General features: G+C 67.8%; 15 protein-coding genes. 10 read left to right on the plus strand and 5 right to left on the minus strand.

Going from position 1 to position 18,239, the window contains the following annotated elements; translation table 11 throughout:
* Positions 1 to 35: 35 nt before the first annotated feature.
* Positions 36 to 998: a tetratricopeptide repeat protein gene (locus HD592_RS07710; RefSeq protein ID WP_184453066.1), complete on the minus strand. Its 963-nt coding sequence runs from the start codon at positions 996 to 998 to the stop codon at positions 36 to 38.
* A gap of 257 nt (positions 999 to 1,255) precedes the next feature.
* On the opposite strand from HD592_RS07710, the gene HD592_RS07715 reads away from it, so the two are divergent.
* Positions 1,256 to 1,822 (plus strand): type II toxin-antitoxin system PemK/MazF family toxin, encoded by a 567-nt coding sequence (locus HD592_RS07715; protein WP_184453068.1) that lies wholly within the window; start codon positions 1,256 to 1,258, stop codon positions 1,820 to 1,822.
* 216 nt (positions 1,823 to 2,038) lie between these two features.
* Positions 2,039 to 2,302, plus strand: a complete 264-nt coding sequence (gene rpsT, locus HD592_RS07720; protein WP_184453070.1) for a 30S ribosomal protein S20 — start codon at positions 2,039 to 2,041, stop codon at positions 2,300 to 2,302.
* 158 nt (positions 2,303 to 2,460) lie between these two features.
* Here rpsT and holA read toward each other — a convergent pair whose 3' ends face one another.
* From holA to HD592_RS07735, 3 genes are all read right to left on the minus strand, one after another.
* Entirely contained in the window at positions 2,461 to 3,441 is a 981-nt protein-coding gene (gene holA / locus HD592_RS07725; RefSeq protein WP_184453072.1) for a DNA polymerase III subunit delta, read from the minus strand.
* A 79-nt stretch (positions 3,442 to 3,520) separates the two neighbouring features.
* Positions 3,521 to 5,260: a ComEC/Rec2 family competence protein gene (locus tag HD592_RS07730; RefSeq protein ID WP_184453073.1), complete on the minus strand. Its 1,740-nt coding sequence runs from the start codon at positions 5,258 to 5,260 to the stop codon at positions 3,521 to 3,523.
* Positions 5,257 to 5,979, minus strand: coding sequence for a ComEA family DNA-binding protein (locus tag HD592_RS07735; protein WP_221437850.1), 723 nt, complete (start codon positions 5,977 to 5,979; stop codon positions 5,257 to 5,259). The genes HD592_RS07730 and HD592_RS07735 overlap by 4 nt, the downstream gene beginning before the upstream one ends.
* 144 nt (positions 5,980 to 6,123) lie before the next feature.
* Between HD592_RS07735 and HD592_RS07740 the strand changes: the two genes are divergently transcribed.
* The 3 genes from HD592_RS07740 to HD592_RS07750 are packed head-to-tail and all read left to right on the plus strand — an operon-like array spanning position 6,124 to position 8,524.
* Entirely contained in the window at positions 6,124 to 6,552 is a 429-nt protein-coding gene (locus tag HD592_RS07740) for a YbaB/EbfC family nucleoid-associated protein (RefSeq protein ID WP_184453075.1), read from the plus strand.
* Positions 6,553 to 6,560: 8 nt separating this feature from the next.
* Positions 6,561 to 6,866, plus strand: coding sequence for a type VII secretion target (locus tag HD592_RS07745; protein WP_184453077.1), 306 nt, complete (start codon positions 6,561 to 6,563; stop codon positions 6,864 to 6,866).
* Positions 6,867 to 6,868: 2 nt separating this feature from the next.
* A complete protein-coding gene (locus tag HD592_RS07750) occupies positions 6,869 to 8,524 on the plus strand; it encodes a WXG100 family type VII secretion target (protein ID WP_184453079.1) in 1,656 nt (551 codons plus the stop codon).
* A gap of 5 nt (positions 8,525 to 8,529) precedes the next feature.
* On the opposite strand, the gene HD592_RS07755 is transcribed toward HD592_RS07750, so the two are convergent.
* Positions 8,530 to 9,546, minus strand: a complete 1,017-nt coding sequence (locus HD592_RS07755) for a hypothetical protein (RefSeq protein WP_184453081.1) — start codon at positions 9,544 to 9,546, stop codon at positions 8,530 to 8,532.
* A 74-nt stretch (positions 9,547 to 9,620) separates the two neighbouring features.
* Here HD592_RS07755 and HD592_RS07760 point away from each other — a divergent pair, with 74 nt between their 5' ends.
* From HD592_RS07760 to valS, 5 genes are all read left to right on the plus strand, one after another.
* Positions 9,621 to 11,006: a hypothetical protein gene (locus HD592_RS07760; RefSeq protein WP_184453083.1), complete on the plus strand. Its 1,386-nt coding sequence runs from the start codon at positions 9,621 to 9,623 to the stop codon at positions 11,004 to 11,006.
* A 47-nt stretch (positions 11,007 to 11,053) separates the two neighbouring features.
* On the plus strand, positions 11,054 to 12,904 hold the full coding sequence (locus HD592_RS07765; RefSeq protein WP_184453100.1) for a helicase HerA-like domain-containing protein: 1,851 nt from the start codon (positions 11,054 to 11,056) through the stop codon (positions 12,902 to 12,904).
* A 127-nt stretch (positions 12,905 to 13,031) separates the two neighbouring features.
* On the plus strand, positions 13,032 to 13,838 hold the full coding sequence (proC, locus tag HD592_RS07770; RefSeq protein ID WP_184453102.1) for a pyrroline-5-carboxylate reductase: 807 nt from the start codon (positions 13,032 to 13,034) through the stop codon (positions 13,836 to 13,838).
* 56 nt (positions 13,839 to 13,894) lie between these two features.
* Positions 13,895 to 15,241 carry a Na+/H+ antiporter family protein gene (locus HD592_RS07775; protein WP_184453104.1) on the plus strand — a complete coding sequence of 449 codons (1,347 nt, stop codon included), beginning with the start codon at positions 13,895 to 13,897 and terminating at the stop codon, positions 15,239 to 15,241.
* A gap of 122 nt (positions 15,242 to 15,363) precedes the next feature.
* The gene (valS, locus tag HD592_RS07780; RefSeq protein WP_184454569.1) at positions 15,364 to 18,096 is read left to right on the plus strand and encodes a valine--tRNA ligase; all 2,733 of its coding nucleotides are present in this window, start codon (positions 15,364 to 15,366) and stop codon (positions 18,094 to 18,096) included.
* Positions 18,097 to 18,239 lie beyond the last annotated feature (143 nt).

An 18,239-nucleotide genomic window follows, 5' to 3' on the forward strand; every position in this document is an offset into this window, starting at 1 on the left:
CGCACGCGCGAAAAGGGGCTGCGCAGTCGCCGGTTTCACTCCGCCGGGGACTCCTCGGCGGCGATTCTGCGCTCGCAGTCCCTGAGGATCTCCTCGAAGGCCTCGCATTCGCGGGGTTCGAAAGAGGCCGGAGGGTCCTCAACGAGTCTTCGGCACTGCTCGGCCGCGACTTCGTTCCGATCGGCCTCCACGGCGGCGGCGATGAGGAGGGAGCGGCATGAGACCGTGAGGTCGTCGTGGGTTCCCAGGGCGCGCTCCATGTCGACGACGAGGCAGGCCCATTCCTGGAGGGCCCGCCCGTGATCGCCCGAGGCGAAGCGGGACCTCGCGATCTCGTAGCGCACCCTGAGGGCGCGGCGGTCCTTCGCCCCCATCTCCTCCGCGATCGCATCGAGGATCGACGAGTAGACGACGATCGCCTCGTCGTACTGGCCGTCGAGGAACAAAGCCTCCGCGTAGTTGTCCCGGACGGTCAGGACGCGCAGGTCGTTGTCCGGAAGGCACTCGGCGATGTCGACGATGATCCCCCGGTAGATGTCGGCGGCGTCGTTGAAGCGCCCCTGAGCCTTGGCGGGCATCGCCGAGTTGGTGCGCACCGCCCACCACAGGTCGTGCTCCGTTCCCAGCACCTGCTTCACATCGTCGATGAGCGGCGCGAAGCGGTGCTCTGCGAGTGCGTCGTAGCCGACTTCGCACATCCAGTACAGCTCCGACGAGCGCGCGATGAGAACCCGGGGATCCCGGGCCCCGAATGCGCTCGTGCCCAATTCGACCGCCCGTCCGGCGAGGCGGCGGCACTCCATGAACGATCCGGTCAGGCCGTTCCATTCGATGAGCAGACGAATGAGGTCGAGGCGTTCGTCCACGCCCAGCCGATTCGACTCGAGAAGCGGAGCGGCCGCATCGATGGCCTCGGCGAAGCGCCCTCGCGCCGCCGCTGAGAGCGCCTGCTCCAGGCGCCCCCTCCCCGTTCGAGATCCTCCCTCGCGCCCTTTCATGGCGCACCCCCTTCCTCATTGAAGTCCTCGGTGATCCGCGGACGGTTCCACTTTCACGGATTCGCCCGGTTCTGGTACAGGGGATCCCGCGGGGCTGTGGATAAGGGAGGGGGCAGCGGGCCTGTGACTGCGCCGCGCTTCGACTGGGCTCTTGCCCCGGCAGGCAATAGGCTCGGCCCGTCGGCGCTCAAGGGCCCGACGTGAACCGCTCCCCGGGATACCGGGCCCCTTCACATCGATGCGAATGGAGATCGGCGATGTCCCTCCTGTCCCTGCTCGGCTCCCTGGGAGGCCTCCTGGTGGAGGCGCTCTCCGACAAGGCCCCCTCCGCGGGATCTCCCGGAGGGCCCGCGACGCCTCGGGGCCGCAAGGACCCCTCCTCGGCGCAGAGCCGCCCGGGATCCGAGGCGCGCGGCGCGATCCGCGAGGCGGAGCTGAGCGAGGCCCTCGCAGCGGCCTCCTACAGCCCCGATCCCGACGGCGAGGCCGACCCCGGAGAGGTCGTCTGGACCTGGGTCCCCTTCGAGGAGGATGCGACCAGGGGCAAGGACCGTCCGGTGGTCGTCCTCGGCCGCGCGCGGGGCGGCGTCTACCTCGCCCAGCTCACCTCCAAGGACCATAATCGGGATGCGGCGCAGGAGGCCCGTTGGGGCCGCTACTGGCTCGACATCGGAAGCGGTCCCTGGGATCCCAAGCGCCGGCCCTCAAAGGTGCGGCTCGACCGCGCCCTGTGGGCGCCCCTGTCCGAGATCCGGCGGGAGGGGGCGAGCCTGCCCGAGCAGACCTTCCGGAGGATCGTCGCGGCCATGAGGGAGCACGCCTAGAGCGGCCGCGCGGACGTGAGCGTCTTCACGGACTCAAGGGACCGATGCCATTGGCATTGAGCCGAGTCTCGCTGGTATCCTTGTCCTTCGGACTCCCAGCCTGGTCGGGCAGGGGGTCTGGTCGGAACCGTTCGAGGATGTCCCCACGTCCCAGTCCCGGTTCAGACACAGCCCTCACCGACCCTGCACGACAATCTTTCAAGGAGTTTTCCCACTGTGGCGAACATCAAGTCCCAGATCAAGCGGATCCGCACCAACGAGAAGCGCCGCCTGCGCAACCAGTCTGTGAAGTCCGAGCTCAAGACGCTCGTTCGCAAGACCCGCGAAGCCGTGGACGCCGGCGACAAGGAAGCGGCGCTCGCCGCCCTCCGGCTCGCCTCCCGCAAGCTCGACAAGGCCGTTTCCAAGGGCGTCATCCACAAGAACCAGGCCGCGAACCGCAAGTCCAAGCTCGCGCGTCGCGTGTCGAAGCTCGGCTGAATCGATCTTCATCGCGTTCGGGGGTCGCCGGAAGGCGGCCCCCGATCCGTGTTCCCGCATTCCCGAGAGCTTGCGCGTCCGATGCCGCGCGCCGCTCGCCCCAAGGATGGGCCCCGGTTGAGCCCGGTTGAGCCCCGGGCCGATCCGCCCGCCCGGGTCTAGCGGCGATCGCGCAGGCGGCAGATCGTGATGACGGCCTTCTCGATCGCCCGTTCGCGGTCCTTGGACAGGCCCTTCGCCTCTTCATCGGCGAGGGCGATCGCGCTGATCGCATCGGCGAGCGCATGATCGTGCCAGCCCCTGAGTTCACGCCGCGCCCGATCGACCTGCCAGGAGGGCATCTTCGCGATCACCGCCCTCGACCCTGAGGAGACCTTCGTGAGGGTGCGGAACTTCATCGCGAGGGCGCTCACGATCGCGAGCGGATCGACGCCCGTGACGAGAGCGTGTCTGAGCAGGGTGAGCGCACGGGCGGTCTCCCCCGCGATCGCCGCGTCGGCGATGGTGAAGCCCGTCGCCTCGATCCGCCCGGCGTAGTAACGGTGGACGTCCTCGATGCGGACGGTCCCCTCGACATCGACGAGGAGCTGGGCGACGGCGGCCGCCATCGCGCGCAGGTCGGATCCCAGGGCATCGACGATGGCGCGCATCGCGTCGACGTCCATGCTCCGCCCGGCGGCCCGAACATCGGCGCGCACCAGTTCGAACTTGTCCTGGTCCTTCTTGATCTCTTCGGCGGGGATCACGGGGAAGCCTGCCTTCGCGATCGCGTCGAGGACCTTCTTGCCGCGCGCGTTCCCGCCCGGGTGGCAGATGACGATCCACACCTCGGGAGCCGGGGCCTCGATGTAGGCGAGGAGGTCCTTGACGAAGTCGTCGTTCATCGATTCGGCATCGCGCACGAGGACGAGTCGGGATTCGCCGAAGAGGGAGGGCGAGGTGAGGATGTCGAGATTGCCGAGGGCGTAGCCGGCCGCTGAGATCTCGGAGCGTTCGAGCCGCGGGTCGGTCTGGAGCGCCAGGGCGCGGATCGCGGACAGGGCCCGATCGATGAGCAGTCCTTCTTTGCCCTTGATGAGGATGACGGGCGCGAGTTCGATCCGCTCGGATTTCGCGCTCCTCCGCCCACCCGCCGCCATGAATCCTCCCGATCCGTCCGCTGATCACCGCCGTGCCCTCCCAGTGTGTCACGAGGAGGAGTCATTACGGGCACGGGGCTCACCCGGGCGGGCGCCGCCGGTGCGATCTCGGGTTCGGCGGTCGTGAAGATCGTCGAGGAGCACTCGGACGCCCTCGTGGCCTCAGGGAGCGGGGACGAGGCCGAGGGCTTTGCTGCGGCGCGCAGGGATCTCGTCGCCTTCGTGTCCCGGATGAAGGCCGCCACGAGGCCTTGAGGGCGTGGCGAGGCGCCCCGCCGTCCTTCTTCGTCGAGGCCCGCGCCCGCCCGCGGCGCCAGATGAGCACGAGGGCGCAGAGCCCGGCAAGCGCCCCGAGGAGGGCGAGCCGGGCCCCGCTCGCTTCGAATCGCGCACCGGGCAGGTCCGCGACGCTCCGCGCCGTTGCGGCGATCCACGCCGTGCACACGCTCGAAGCACGGGCGAGCGCCGCCGCACCGGGCATCCAGAGGGGAGCGAGCAGGGCGCTTCCCAGGGCGAGGAGGGTCGCTGGTGCGACGGCGGGGGCGGCCACGAGGTTCGCCGGGACCGCGTAGGCCGGAAGGGCGGGATTCATCGCGAGGAGGATCGGGGCCGTCATGATCGCGCACCACGCGGGCACCGCGATCAGAGCGAGGAGCCTGCCGAGGAAGCGGCCGAGCGGCGCGTCATCGCGCAGCCGGGCCCGTCCCGATCGCAGCCACGCCCTGGCGGGAACGAGCACGCCGAAGGTGGCGGCGGCTGAAAGCGCGAAACCGAAATCCCTCGAGCACCACGGGTCGATGAGGAGCATTCCCGTGACCACCGCCCCCAGGGTCGCGATCCCCTGCCCGTTCCTTCCGATGAGGGCCCCGAGGAGCGCGCTTCCCGACGACAGGGCCGCCCGCAACACCGCGGGAGTCGGTCCGACGATCGCGACGAAGACGACGAGGACGATCCCCATCCCGAGGATGCGGCCCCGTCGCGACCTCGGCAGCAGGTAGGGAGCCACGCCCAGCACGATCGCCAAGTGGGATCCCGATACGGCCGTCAGGTGCGTCAAGGACGCCGTCCGGAAGGCCTTGCGGAGCTCGGGGCCCATCGCGCGATCGTCGCCGATCGCCATCCCCGGCACCAGGGCCCGTCCCTGCTCGTCGAGGCCGGCGCAGGCCTCGACGAGCCGCTCACGCAGGCGCCGCACCGATCCCCGCCATCCGCCGGGCCGTGCGGCGATGACGATGCTCTCGCCCCTCAGCAGGCCGGCGGTCGGCGGCCCCTGGGGATGGGAGGTGTCGAGGACGCCTCGCACCTCCACTCGGTCCCCGCGCCGCGCTTCGGCGAGCTCGCCCGTCACGATGATGCGCACGTAGGCCCCCTCGGACCTCCCCTCCCCCGTTTCAAGCACCCGGGCCCTCGCCCTCGAGCGCGAGACCCCGGATCGGGCCTTCACGGGAACCGGGTCCTCCTCGAGGCGCGCCGTCACGCTCACGAGCGAGCCGGAGCGAGCTGCTCGCACCGCTTCGGAGGCGTCGAAGGCCCGCCGGTGCGCGCCTGCGGTCCCCGTGGCGACGGCGAGGGCGAGGGCGACGACGAGGAGCCCCGCTCCGAGCGATCCCCGGGGGCTTCTCGCATGGAGGGGCGCGGGCCCGGGCCCCTTCGAGATGAGCAGGGCGAGGGCGAGCGCTGCGATGAGGAGGGAGACGATGATGAGGATGAGAGGGGCCCGTCCTCCGCCCGTCCCCCACCACGCGCCGGCCCAGGCGGCGAGCGCCACCGGGAGCAGACGGAGATCGTCCAGGTCCGGCATCCGCTTCGCCAGGGTCATGAGCAGACCCCGGGGCCGATGCGGGAGAGCAGTGCCGGGCCGATGCCGGGCACGGCGTCCAGGTCCTCGAGCGAGGCGAAGGGCCCGGAGGATCGGCGGAAGGCGAGGATCCTCTCGGCGAGGGCCGGACCGATGCCGTCGAGCGTTTGCAGCGCTGAGGCGTCGGCCGTGTTGAGGTCGACGCAGGCGGGCTGCTCCGCCGCGAGGGCGCCGCCGGAGCCAGCGGCTTCGGCGTCCTGCGCCTGCTCGCCGAGACGGGGGACGTAGAGCCTCGCCCCGTCGGCGACGGGAGCCGCGAGGTTGAGGGCGTCGAGGTCGGAGTCGGGCAGGGGGCCGCCCGCGGCCTCGATCGCGTCGACCGCCCGGGCGCCCGGCGTCAATCTCACCACTCCGGGCGCGGACACGGCCCCGGCGACGTGGACGAGGAACTCCGACTGCTCGGCAGGGGCGTGCGACTGGCCGGATCCGCTCGCTTCGATCGGCTCAGGGACGGATTGCGCGCTCGCGGCCCCCTCGTCTTCGACGCCGTGCGCGTCGGCGCCGATCGTCCTCGACAATCCGATCACGCCCAGCAGGCCCATCGCGCAGACGAGGACGAGGGCGGACCACCTCGACGGCAGGAGGAGGCAGGACCTGGGGGAGCTCGGCGGGCGCTCGGATTCGGGCAGGTAGACGGCGCGCGTGAGGCGGTGCAGGCGCAGGCGCGTCTTGAGATCCATGACCGAAGACTAGGTGCGCCGGGGGCGCGGGACGCGTGCGCATCGGAGAGGGTGTGGAGGTGCCGGGATCCTTCGGGCCTGTGGATGAGGGAGGCCTCGTGCCCGCTCCTGGCTGTCTTCCTCACGGGCAGATATTCTGACCGTATGACAAGCGAAGCCGCCATGGCTCAGATCCGACGCATCGAGGAACAGGTCGCCCAGGCCAATCAGCGTGCCGATCTCATGAAGTCTTTCCAGCAACGCGTCGAGGAGCTGCGTGGCACCGCGACCTCCCAGCGGCGCGAGGTGAGTGTCCAGGTCGATTCTGGAGGACGACTAACCGATGTCGAATTCACCGCGGGTTTCGCCAAACTGTCAACACAGGAGATGGCAGACGTCTTTCTGCGTACCTTAGCCGCCGCCCGTAAAGATGCTGCAGCGACCGCCCGGATCCTCGCCATCGACACCTTCGGAGAGGACTCGCCCGTGACCGAGCAGCTGTTGGCCGCCTACGAACGCACCATGCCAGCGGCCCCCGAAGAGACCGGAGCCCCGCCGAAGAACAGGGGGCCGATCCTGCGCCGGGAGCTCTGAGCATCGCCATGACGGATATCGACATCTCAACGGACATCTTGCGCACGGCTGCCTATCAGGCCGATTCCGCAGCCTCGCAGATCAACACCGCCCGCATCGCAGCAGGCCAGGCTCTCGCCGATAACGCCTTCGGCCTCATGTGCTCCCCACTCTTGCTGCCCCTGTACGCGCCCTTTGCTGCTGCTGCCGATGCCATGATGAGTTCGGCCGCATCCGCAGTGTCCTCCGCAGCGGCGAATCTGCGCGAGACCGCTGATGACTTCGAAGATCATGATGATCAGCTCGTTCACGCCTTTCATTCGGTGGAGTTGTGAATATGAGTGACGAAGCAGCTGACGTCTACGGCATCCGCGGGAGAGTCGGGTCGAGCGCGAGCGGAGCGCAGAGCACCAATTCTCTGATCGTCGCCCCCGTGGATACGGCAACGCCATTCTCCGGTACGCAGCTCCTCGAGGATGGCGCGCAATTGGTCGACGCCTTCAACAACAGGGACTGGGTCAGCGGGGGGATGGCCGCTTTCTCGAGTTTCGCGGACCTCGCATCGACGCTGGCGGATCCTCTCGGCTCTGCTTTCTCGATGGGGATCGGCTGGGTCCTCGATCATGTCGATCCGCTCAAATCCTGGCTCGAAGATCTGACCGGTGATGCCGGTGAGGTCGCCGCAGCCGCTGGCACGTGGAGCAATATCGCAGGTCATCTGGAGACGGCGGGGGCCGACCTGCTGTCATCGCTCGATTCCGCACTCGCCGAGCAGAGGTCCCTCGCTGTCGACGCCTATCGTCGACTCCAATCAGCCGCCGCGCAGCATCTGTCGATGTCCGCCAATCTCGCCGGGGCGATCTCAACAGGACTGACAGTCGCCTCCACCCTTGTTCAGATCGTTCATGATCTCGTTCGTGACGCCCTCGCGGATGTCATCGGAAAAGCCTCATCCTCAGCTCTTGAGATCGCCTTCACCCTGGGGCTTGCCAGCCCGCACGCGATAGCCAATGTTGTCACGACTGTGAGCAAGTGGGCCAATCGATTGAGCGGAACGGTCACGAAGCTCGTCAAGTCCTTCGATGAGCTCAGCGGCCTCATGACCCGCGCTAAGAATCTCGTCGACAAAGTCGCATCCACCTTTGAGACGATCAAGAAAATTCCCGGTCGGATCGCAGATCGATCTTTTTCACAGGATCTGAAATTCGCCGTCGATGCATGTTTCAATCCGAAGCACACGGACGACATGCTCGATGCGGGAAAGTCGGCGACCCGCCGCATCGACGACGCCCTGTCGAGCGGAAGATTTGATAGCGAATTTGCAGATCTTGGACTGACTCGGTGGTCCCTTGAGGAGTTCCAGGCGAAGACCCGTTTGGGCGTCGGAGATCCGGGGCTGAGTTCGGCCGATCTGGAGATGCTCCTCCTCATCCGCGACGATGACATGCTCAAGCTCAAGGGTGGCGATATCGTCTCCAAGGTGCATCTCGATCAGACTGCTTCTCTGCCCACGTACAACACCCTCGGCGGTTTCATCTCCAGAGCGGATGATATGGCGGGTCTGGACGCACGAGCCACTTTCGACTCGCTTCGAGGTGATTATTACCCGAGCGCCGAAGCAACTGAGCCCCTCCACTTCGATTCAAGCAAACCTTTGTACCAGACCCGGGTGATGGCGGATGAAGCGATGGCTGAAGCCTCCAAGCCGGCCTACTCCTCAGAAATGCGCGCTCACGGTGCAAAAAGCGACATCGGGAGGACGCGACTCGATCAGAATCTAGGCCACACGGGCCCCTACACCGGTCACGGCTACACTGCCTCGACGACGGGGACGACCGTCCCTGAATCAATGCTCAGCCGAGCCTACTCGCGTGAACCCAAACCCGTCGTTTATCAGGAGACCTACAACCTGCAAAACGGCAGGCGGGTTTCGATCGTCGTATCAAATCCCTTCACGGGCAATCCGATCAGGATTCCGACCTTCGGGCGCTGATTCCGTCAGACCACTGACAGACCATTCACGCAGGGAAGGATGGCGACGCGCGCACCGCGCACATCAGCGAAACGCTGACCGAACACGCGCGCGACGAAGGATCCGCAGCGCTCGCAGGCGAGCAAACGATCACTCCCCCTCCAATCAGGGCCGCTTCCGTCCATGATCATCCGATCGTCGACGATCCGCAGATCAGCCTCGGCGCTCAACGCCAGAAGACGACCAGTCCATTCCCACAGCGACTCCGCCGCGATCAGCCCCGAGCACGCCCCGCACACCAGGCTCCCGCTCTTCCCTGGCATTGAATGATCAGCGTCCCCCAGCCGTCTGCCGCGCATCATCCAGTACACCCGAGACGGCAGAACCTGACGCCATTGCTCCTCAGATTCACAGGGCACCTCAGCAAAAGGCGCCCCCCAGGACTGAGCACGCACAGACTCCGCACCACCGAAGAGCTCCGGCCGATAATACGGACCCTCCCACTCCGCCGGTCGCGGACGCGAACGGATCGCCTCCTCGAAGATCCGCCGACTCGCCTCGACATCCCCCGGCACCAGCTCGACAGCTTCGCCAAACTCCCTTTCACACTCTTCAGGAGCAGGGTAAAGCCGAGCAAAACGCGCGTAGAGCCGCGTCAACGCCGAAGCCGGAACCATCCCGCTCCACTCTGGTGCCCCATAATCCCCATAGGTCTTCGTGAGCCCCAGCTGCTCAATTTTCGCAACAAAACTCGGATCCGTCCGATTGAAGTAGACATCGTAACGATCCTCGATGAGATCACCCTTCGGCCCCGACCCAAGCGCGGCATTCACTCCATCAATCTCGCCAGTGATCCTGACCCAGACGATCTCGGTACCGGGGGTGAGGATGCGGTGCCGCAGGCGATCCCACCGTACGTCCCACGGCCACCTGAACCACCCGCGCTTGCGCAGCTTCACGGGCACAAGCAGCTCGGCACGGTCATAATGGCTCAGCTCTTCCAAGTGTCCATCCGCACAACAGAGCACGCTTTCAGTGGCCACGGTCTACCTCTTGCTGGATCCACGCGCGTTGGCGTTCTCCGAGAAACGCCAGAAGCCTCGCCTATGATTTGACCATGTCTGACACCTACCTTCAAGTGCTCACCGAGGCGCAGGCCAAGGCCTACCTCAGCAACACCGCGAGCACAGGCATCCACCCCGGCAGGATCGCGGGTTTCTTCTGCCGAGAGGCGGATGTCGCCGGTCTCAAGCCCGTTGACATCCTCGCCGCGGTGCGCCCCGAGCATCAGACGCTAACGGGCGCCTACCAGCAGTACAACCCGCGCGAGCTTCACGTCCTGATCGTCCATGTCAATCCCGATGTTCAGATGGCGACGACGTCCTCCACTCTCTCCGAGCAGTCGGACCCTCCTCTCACCCGCTTCTCAACGCCCGTGACCGGCACCGGATTCGCAGCATCGACGAACGACTCGATCATCCCCGAATACCTCAGCATCACCGGCGCGCTTCTGGCCCCCGGCGACCAGATCCGACGAATCGACGCTGATGGAGTGAGCACGGTCCTGGCGACCTATTCGGCGACACCGGAGGGAGCACCCAGGTGGATCTCCGCCGATGCTCCCGATGAGGGACACGTACTCCTTCAAGACGGTGAGCACGCCCTCTTCATGGAGATCGGAGGACACGCGCTCCCCGCCTACATGCAGGACCCCGACCATCTCGCCCTCATCGCGCCCGATTCACGAGCCGCCTGGTTCTGCCACCCTGCGGCGGACGACTACGTGCTCGCGGGCCCGGGCCGAGTCCTGTCCATCTACTCGCTCGCCCACATCGACTCACTCCACAGGCTGGAGACCACCGCGCGCTGGCAAGACCTGACGATCTGCGTCGAGGGCATCACCGACGAACACGTCGATGTCCTCTTCGTCGGGCGTCCCTATCAGGGCATGGCGGAAGCAGGTTTCGTCGGCGACCAGTACCACGGATTCCGCGCCCGCCTCCCCCGATCGGAAGTCAGCGATTACACGATCGCGATGAGTGGCTTGACTCCAGGACGACGTCCCGGGCGCCCCGATGAAGCGGCTCCTTTCCTTTCCGGGGAGGAAGCTGCGTTCAAGCAGTATTTCCTCCATCAGCAGGATCGCGCCCCCGTACCCCTATGGGCAGCACCCGGACCTGACGGTCGCACTCACCCGGTGATTCGCGTCCCCGACCGCCGCGCACTCCAGGTGATGGTTCCCGGCTGCCGGGAGGCATGGGCGGATGCCGATGGTGGAGCCCTCGTCCCCATCACCCAGTTCGACCCGGGCGCGAGCGTCATCAATGCCGTCACCCGTCTCACCGACACCGACGGGGACCAGTGGCTCTGCCAGTCCGTCAGTTCGGGAGCATTCCTCGCTCAACGAATCCTCCCCGATGGGGTTGACCCGCAGCTTCAGGAGATTCCTCCCACGAGAATCCGCAAGCGCGAAGATATTCTGTACCAGGCCGAACACGGCTGATCGCCGCCAGGCGGATCCGCCCCGCAAGTACCCCTCAAGGAGGCGCCATGACCGACGACATCGAAGCCCTGAAGGTCCAACTGGCGCAGGCCGAAGCCCGGGCCGCCCAGGCCGAGGCCGCGGCGGCGCGCGCCCAGGCGGAGGCCCTGAAGGCGCGCCTCGCGGCCGGATCCCCCTCCCCGACCGCGCCTTCCTCTTCCGAGGAGCCCGCACCCGCGAACGCGGCCCCCGCCGCAGCTCCGGCGCCCGCCACGGCCCCGACCTCGCCTTTCGCGGTCTCCATCCGGGCCGCCTACGCCTTCGAGAACCCCTCGATCGTCCTGGGGACCCTGCTCGACGGCGAACAGCGGGTGCCCGGCGTCCTCACGCGCCTCCCCTTCGCGATGATGAACCGCCATCTGCTCGTGGCGGGCGCGACGGGCACGGGCAAGACCCGCACCCTCCAGCTCCTCGCGGAATCCCTCTCCTCAGCCGGAACCTCGGTCCTCCTGTGCGATGTGAAGGGGGATCTGACGGGACTGGGCGAAGCGGGCGCCCCCTCCGACAAGCTCTTGTCCCGGACCTCGGCGAACGGCCAGGACTGGAGCGGACGCGCCTTCCCGATCGACCTCCTCTGCCTCGGCGGTGCGACCACTCAGTTCGACGGGACGCCGATCAGGGCCCGGATCTGCGACTTCGGTCCGATCCTCCTGGCGCGCGCCCTCTCGCTCAACACGACTCAGGAGCAGGCGCTCCAGCTCATCTTCTCCTGGGCGGACGCCGAAGGACTCGAGCTCGTCGACCTGGCCGACCTCCGCGCGGTCATCACCTTCCTCACCTCGAAGGAGGGGGCGAGCGAACTCGACTCCATCGGGGGCGTCTCCAAGGCGACGGCGGGAGTCATCCTGCGGACCCTCACGGCACTGGAATCCCAGGGCGCCGACGCCTTCTTCGGCGATCCGGGTTTCGACACTCAGGACCTGCTGCGGGCCGCGCCCGACGGGCGCGGCGTCATCTGCCTGCTCGGCGTCGGCGACATCTCCCAGCGACCCGCCCTCGTCTCGGCGGTCATCATGTGGATGCTCGCCGACCTGTTCTCCTCCCTCCCCGAGGTCGGCGATCTCGACAAGCCCCGGCTCGTCTTCTTCTTCGACGAGGCCCACCTCCTCTTCGCCGACGCGACGAAGGAATTCACCCGTCAGGTCGTCCAGACCGTCCGCCTCATCCGCTCCAAGGGCGTCGGCGTCGTCTTCGTCACCCAGACCCCGAAGGACATCCCGGCGGACGTGCTCGCCCAGCTCGGCTCGCGCATCCAGCACGGTCTGCGCGCGATCACCCCGGATGATCTCAAGAAGCTCAAGGCGACCGTGGACACCTTCCCCGAGACCGGCCTCGTCCTCGACGAAGTCCTCACGACCCTCGGCACGGGCCAGGCGGTCGTCACCGTCCTCGGCGAGGACGGCCGTCCCACTCCGGTGGCCCCGACCTCCCTGTGGGCCCCCGCCTCCGTCATGGGCCCGGCATCGGCTCCCGCCCTCGCCCTCGTGACCGCCTCGTCGCCGCTGCACGCGAAATACGCCCGGGCGGTCAACCCCGATTCCGCCGAGGAGAAGCTGGCCGCGCGCAAGGCCGAGGCCGAGGCCCGAGCGGCACGGGAGAAGGCCGAGGAGGAGGCGCGGATCGCCGCCGAGAAGGAGGCGGCCGAACGGGCCAAGGCCGAGGAGAGGGCCGCACGGGAGGCCGAGAAGGCCCTCGAGCGCACCGCGAAGGAGGCGGCGCGCGAGAGGGAGAAGGAGGAGGCGGCGAGGCGGCGCGCCGCCGAACGCCGCGCCAAGCAGGTGGAGAGCGTCGTCGGTCAGGTCCTGCGGACCGCGGGCAGGGAGATCACGCGCTCCATCTTCGGCAACCGCAGGCGCTGAACCCCGCCTCGGCATTCCGCCACGGGTCCGGCATCATCACGCCCTCGATGCGGACCGCGCGGTGGCGGGAGGCGCCGAAGCGCTACTGTCACTTCAACCCCTGCCCGCCCCAACGTTAGGACGCCCAATGCGCATCGGATTCATCGGCGCCGGATCAATGGTCGCCGCCATCGCCCGCGGCGCTGTCGCAGCCGGCATGAACGCTTCGGATTTCCTCTTCACCGACGCGCACGGCGTGCACGCCCCGGCCCTCGCCGAGGAGCTCGGCGGCGAAGTCGCGCGTTCGAACGGCTCGCTCGCCCACCGGGCCGACCTGCTGGTCCTCGGCGTCAAGCCCCACGCCCAGCGCGCCGTGATCGAAAGGATCGCGCACATCGTCCGCGAACGCCCCGACATGTGCGTCGTCTCGCTGGCGGCGGGCCGGACCCTCGACGCGATCCTCGCCGATTTCGGCGCCGCCGTTCCCCTCATCCGCGTCATGCCGAACGTCAATGCCCAGATCGGCCAATCGATGTCGGGGATCTGCGCCGTGAACGCCTCCGAGGAGCAGATTCAGGCCGTTGAACGCCTCATGAACGCGGTCGGCCGTTCCGTGCGGATCCAAGAGAAGGACTTCCCTGTCTTCTCAGCGCTCGCGGGCTGCTCGCCCGCATGGGTCTTCCAGATCATCGACGCCCTGGCCCGTGCGGGCGTCAAGCACGGCCTGCCCAAGGACACGGCCGTGGCGATCGCGGCACAGGCCCTTTCGGGCTCCGCGAACCTCGTCGCGGATGCGCGCAGCCGCGGCGTCGTCCCCGCTCAGCTCATCGACCAGGTGACCTCGCCGGGCGGCACCACGATCGCGGGCCTGCTCGCCGCCGAGGCCCACGGGCTTTCGACCTCGTTGGTCGCGGCCGTCGATGCGGCGGTCGAGCGCGACGCCGAACTGTCCTGAAGCCGTCCCGCATCGCTTCTCCTCTTCACCATCACTCCCCCACGCACAGGATCTTCATGAACGCCGTCGTCATCTCCGTCGTCGTGATGCTCGCGCTCTCCGTCGCGCGCGTCCACGTCGTCATCTCGCTCTTCATCGCCGCGCTGGTCGCGGGCCTGACCGCTCAGATGGGCCTGGAAGGCACGATGGTCGCGTTCCAGGAGGGCCTCGCGGGCGGCGCGAAGATCGCCCTGTCCTACGCGCTGCTCGGCGCCTTCGCGATGGCGGTGGCCCATTCGGGGCTGCCCCAGCTCCTCGCGAACTGGCTGATCGCGAAGATGCCGAAGGCCGACGAGTCGACGGGCGAGCACGTGCGCCGCGCGACGAAGTGGGGCATCATCGGCGGCGTCGTCGCGATGGGCGTGATGAGCCAGAACCTCATCCCGATCCACATCGCCTTCATCCCGCTGATCGTCCCGCCGATCCTCGGGATCCTCAACGAGCTCAAGCTCGACCGGCGCATCATCGCGACCTCAATCACCTTCGGCATCGTCACGGCCTACATGTTCCTCCCGATCGGCTTCGGACGGATCTACCTCCACGACATCCTCTTCGCGAACATCGAGAAGGCGGGAATGGACCTCACGGGCGTGAATCCGGTCCTCGCGATGGCGATCCCCGCCGCCTCCATGCTGGTCGGCCTCATCCTCTCCTTCGTCTCCTACCGCAGGCCCCGCGAGTACGGGGCGTCGCCGTCGGAGTACACGCGCCCGATCGAGAGCATCGAGCCGAAGAAGGTCTGGGCGGCGCTCGCCGCGATCATCATCTGCTTCGTCATCCAGACCTGGCTCACGATCGCGGACTCGGATGCGGACCCCCTGCTCATCGGAGCGGTCGTCGGCCTTACGGTGCTGCTCGCCTTCCGGGTGGTGCCGTGGCAGCAGGCCGATGACGTCTTCTCGGGCGGCATGAAGATGATGTCCCTCATCGGCCTCATCATGATCTCCGCTCAGGGCTACGCCTCGGTCCTCAACGCCTCGGGCGCGATCGAGCCCCTCGTCAAGGACACGGCGAGCCTCTTCTCCGGTTCGAAGCTCCTCGCCGCCTTCGCGATGCTCGTCGTCGGCCTCATCATCACGATGGGCATCGGCTCGTCGTTCTCCACCCTCCCGATCATCTCGGCGATCTACGTGCCCCTGTGCGCGGCGCTCGGCTTCTCGCCGATGGCGACCGTCGCCCTCATCGGCACGGCCGGCGCGCTCGGCGATGCCGGGTCGCCCGCTTCGGATTCGACGCTCGGGCCGACCACCGGGCTCAACGTGGACGGCCAGCACGACCACATGCGCGACACCGTGATCCCGACCTTCCTCCACTACAACATCCCTCTGCTCATCGGCGGGTGGATCGCCGCGATGGTCCTCTGAGCGCTGCACGGGGCCGTACACGCGACCGGCCCGTGCGGCCGCCCGCGTTGTCTTTGTCGCCGGGGCGCGCGGTGACTACGCTGGGCGGGTACATGTCCACGACTCGGATGGAGACAACACACATGGGCGAGCGTCCCGACACCACCCCGACCCGCGTTCCCGCCCCGAATGCGCCCGACCGCGTCGGCGCCGAGGGCCTGGAGGCCAAGTGGGGGGAGCTCTGGGAGAAGGAGGGCACCTACGCCTTCGACCGGAGCGCCGTCCGCGAGGAGGTCTACTCGATCGATACCCCTCCGCCGACCGTTTCGGGATCCCTGCACGTCGGCCACGTCTTCTCCTACACGCACACCGACGTCGTGGCGCGCTACCAGCGCATGACGGGCAAGGCCGTGTTCTACCCGATGGGGTGGGATGACAACGGCCTGCCGACCGAGCGCCGCGTCCAGAACTACTACGGCGTGCGCGTCGACCCGACCCTGCCCTACGTCGAGGATTTCACCCCGCCGCACGAGGGCGGTGAGGGCAAGTCGATCAAGGCGCGCGATCAGCTCCCGATCTCGCGCAAGAACTTCGTGGAACTGTGCGAGCGCCTCACGGTCGAGGACGAGGCCCAGTTCGAAGCGCTCTGGCGCTACCTCGGTCTTTCCGTCGACTGGAAGCAGAACTACCAGACCATCGGCGCGAAGGCCCGGAAGATCGCCCAGGCCGCGTTCCTCAAGAACCTCGAGCGCGGCGAGGCCTACCAGTCCGAGGCGCCGGGCCTGTGGGACATCACCTTCCAGACGGCGGTCGCACAGGCCGAGCTCGAGTCGCGCGAGTACCCGGGCTTCTACCACCGACTCGCCTTCCACATCACCGACCCGGCGGCCGCGGCGACGGCCGCCGAGGCCGGGGCGCCGATCGAGAACGGCGTCGACGTCTACATCGAGACGACCCGTCCGGAGCTGCTCGGTGCCTGCGTCGCCCTCGTCGCGCATCCCGATGACGAGCGCTACAAGCCGCTCTTCGGCACGACCGTCGCATCGCCGGTCTTCGGCGTCGAGGTCCCGGTCCTCGCCCATCCGGCCGCCGAGATGGACAAGGGGGCCGGCATCGCGATGTGCTGCACCTTCGGCGACACGACCGATATCGATTGGTGGCGCGACCTCGATCTTCCCCTGCGCGCGATCCTGCGCAAGGACGGGCGCATCCAGGTCGAAGTGCCCGAGTGGATCACGGCTCCCGCCGGCGTCGCCGCCTTCGAGGCGATCGCGGGCAAGACGACCTACTCGGCCCGCGAGGCACTCGTCGAAATGCTCCGCGAATCCGGTGAGATGAGCGGCGAGCCGGTGAAGACCGTCCGTCAGACGAACTTCTTCGAGAAGGGCGACAAGCCGCTCGAGATCGTCACTTCGCGCCAGTGGTACATCCGCAACGGCGGCAAGCCCTGGACGAACCCGGCTTCCGGGGCGGACCTCAACGCCGAGCTCGTCGGGCGGGGCCGCGACCTCGAGTTCCATCCGGACTTCATGCGCGTGCGCTACGAGAACTGGGTGACGGGCCTGAACAACGACTGGCTCGTCTCGCGCCAGCGCTTCTTCGGCGTCCCCTTCCCGCTGTGGTACGAGGTCGATGCGAACGGCGAAGTCGACTACTCGAAGGTCATCACGCCCTCCTTCGAGGCCCTTCCGGTGGATCCGTCGAGCGACGTGCCCGAGGGCTACACGGAGGAGCAGCGCGGGCAGGCCGGCGGCTTCGTCGGGGAGCTCGACATCATGGACACCTGGGCGACCTCGTCCCTGTCGCCCGAGCTCGCCTGCGGCTGGCTCGTCGACGAGGACCTCTTCTCGCGCACCTACCCGATGGATCTGCGCCCTCAGGGCCAGGACATCATCCGCACCTGGCTGTTCTCGACCGTCGTGCGGGCGAACCTCGAGTTCGGCGCGCTGCCCTGGAAGCACGCGGGCATCTCCGGCTGGATCCTCGATCCGGATCACAAGAAGATGTCGAAGTCGAAGGGCAATGTCGTCACCCCCATGGGGCTGCTCGAGAAGTACGGTTCGGACGCGGTCCGCTACTGGGCGGCCTCGGCGCGCCTCGGACTGGATGCGACCTTCGACGAGCAGCAGATGAAGATCGGCCGCAGGCTGGCGATCAAGGTCCTCAACGCCTCGAAGTTCGCCCTCACTATGGGCGGCGAGGGCGCGGACCTCGACCTTGATCCCGCCCGCATCACGGCGGACCTCGACCGTTCCGTCATCGCCGAGCTCCGGCGCGTCATCGAGACGGCCTCTCAGGCCCTCGCCTCCTACGATCACTCGCGCGCGCTCGAGGTCACCGAGTCCTTCTTCTGGACCTTCTGCGACGACTACCTCGAACTGGTCAAGGAGCGCGCCTACAACCGCGACGGCAAGTGGTCCGAGGACGAGGCGGCCTCCGCGAGGGCGGCGCTCGCGCTCGTCATCGACAATGTCATCCGTCTGCTCGCCCCCTACCTCCCCTACGTCACCGAAGAGGTGTGGAGCTGGTACCGGACGGGCTCGATCCACCGTTCCGCATGGCCGACCGCGGCCCTCCTCGAATCGGTCGGCGGCGATCCGGCGGTCCTGTCAACGGCTTCGGCGACCCTCATCGCCCTGCGCCGCGTGAAGTCCGAGGCGAAGGTCTCCCCCCGCACGCCCTTCCTCGCGGTGAGGCTCGAGGCCCCCGCCGATTCGCTCACCGCCCTCGAGTCCGTGCGGGCGGATCTCGCCGCGGCGTCCAAGATCGAAGGCCCCTTCGATCTCGTCGCTCTGTCCGGCGAGGCGGATCCCGAGATCGGCGCGCGCGTCGCCTCCTTCGAGCTGGGTGAGGCTCCGGCGAAGAAGAAGGGCTGATCCTCCCCTGGAACCCGTCCGCGGGGCACCGGTGCCGACCGGTGCCCCGCTTTCTTCGCTCGTCCTCGTCGCCCTGATCGCGCGGGTCCCGATCGTTTCGGCTCGGCTGTCGCGAAGACGACATTCGCGCTCCTCGCGGCCGG

It is taken from the genome of Schaalia hyovaginalis, from assembly GCF_014208035.1.
Taxonomy (GTDB): domain Bacteria; phylum Actinomycetota; class Actinomycetes; order Actinomycetales; family Actinomycetaceae; genus Pauljensenia; species Pauljensenia hyovaginalis.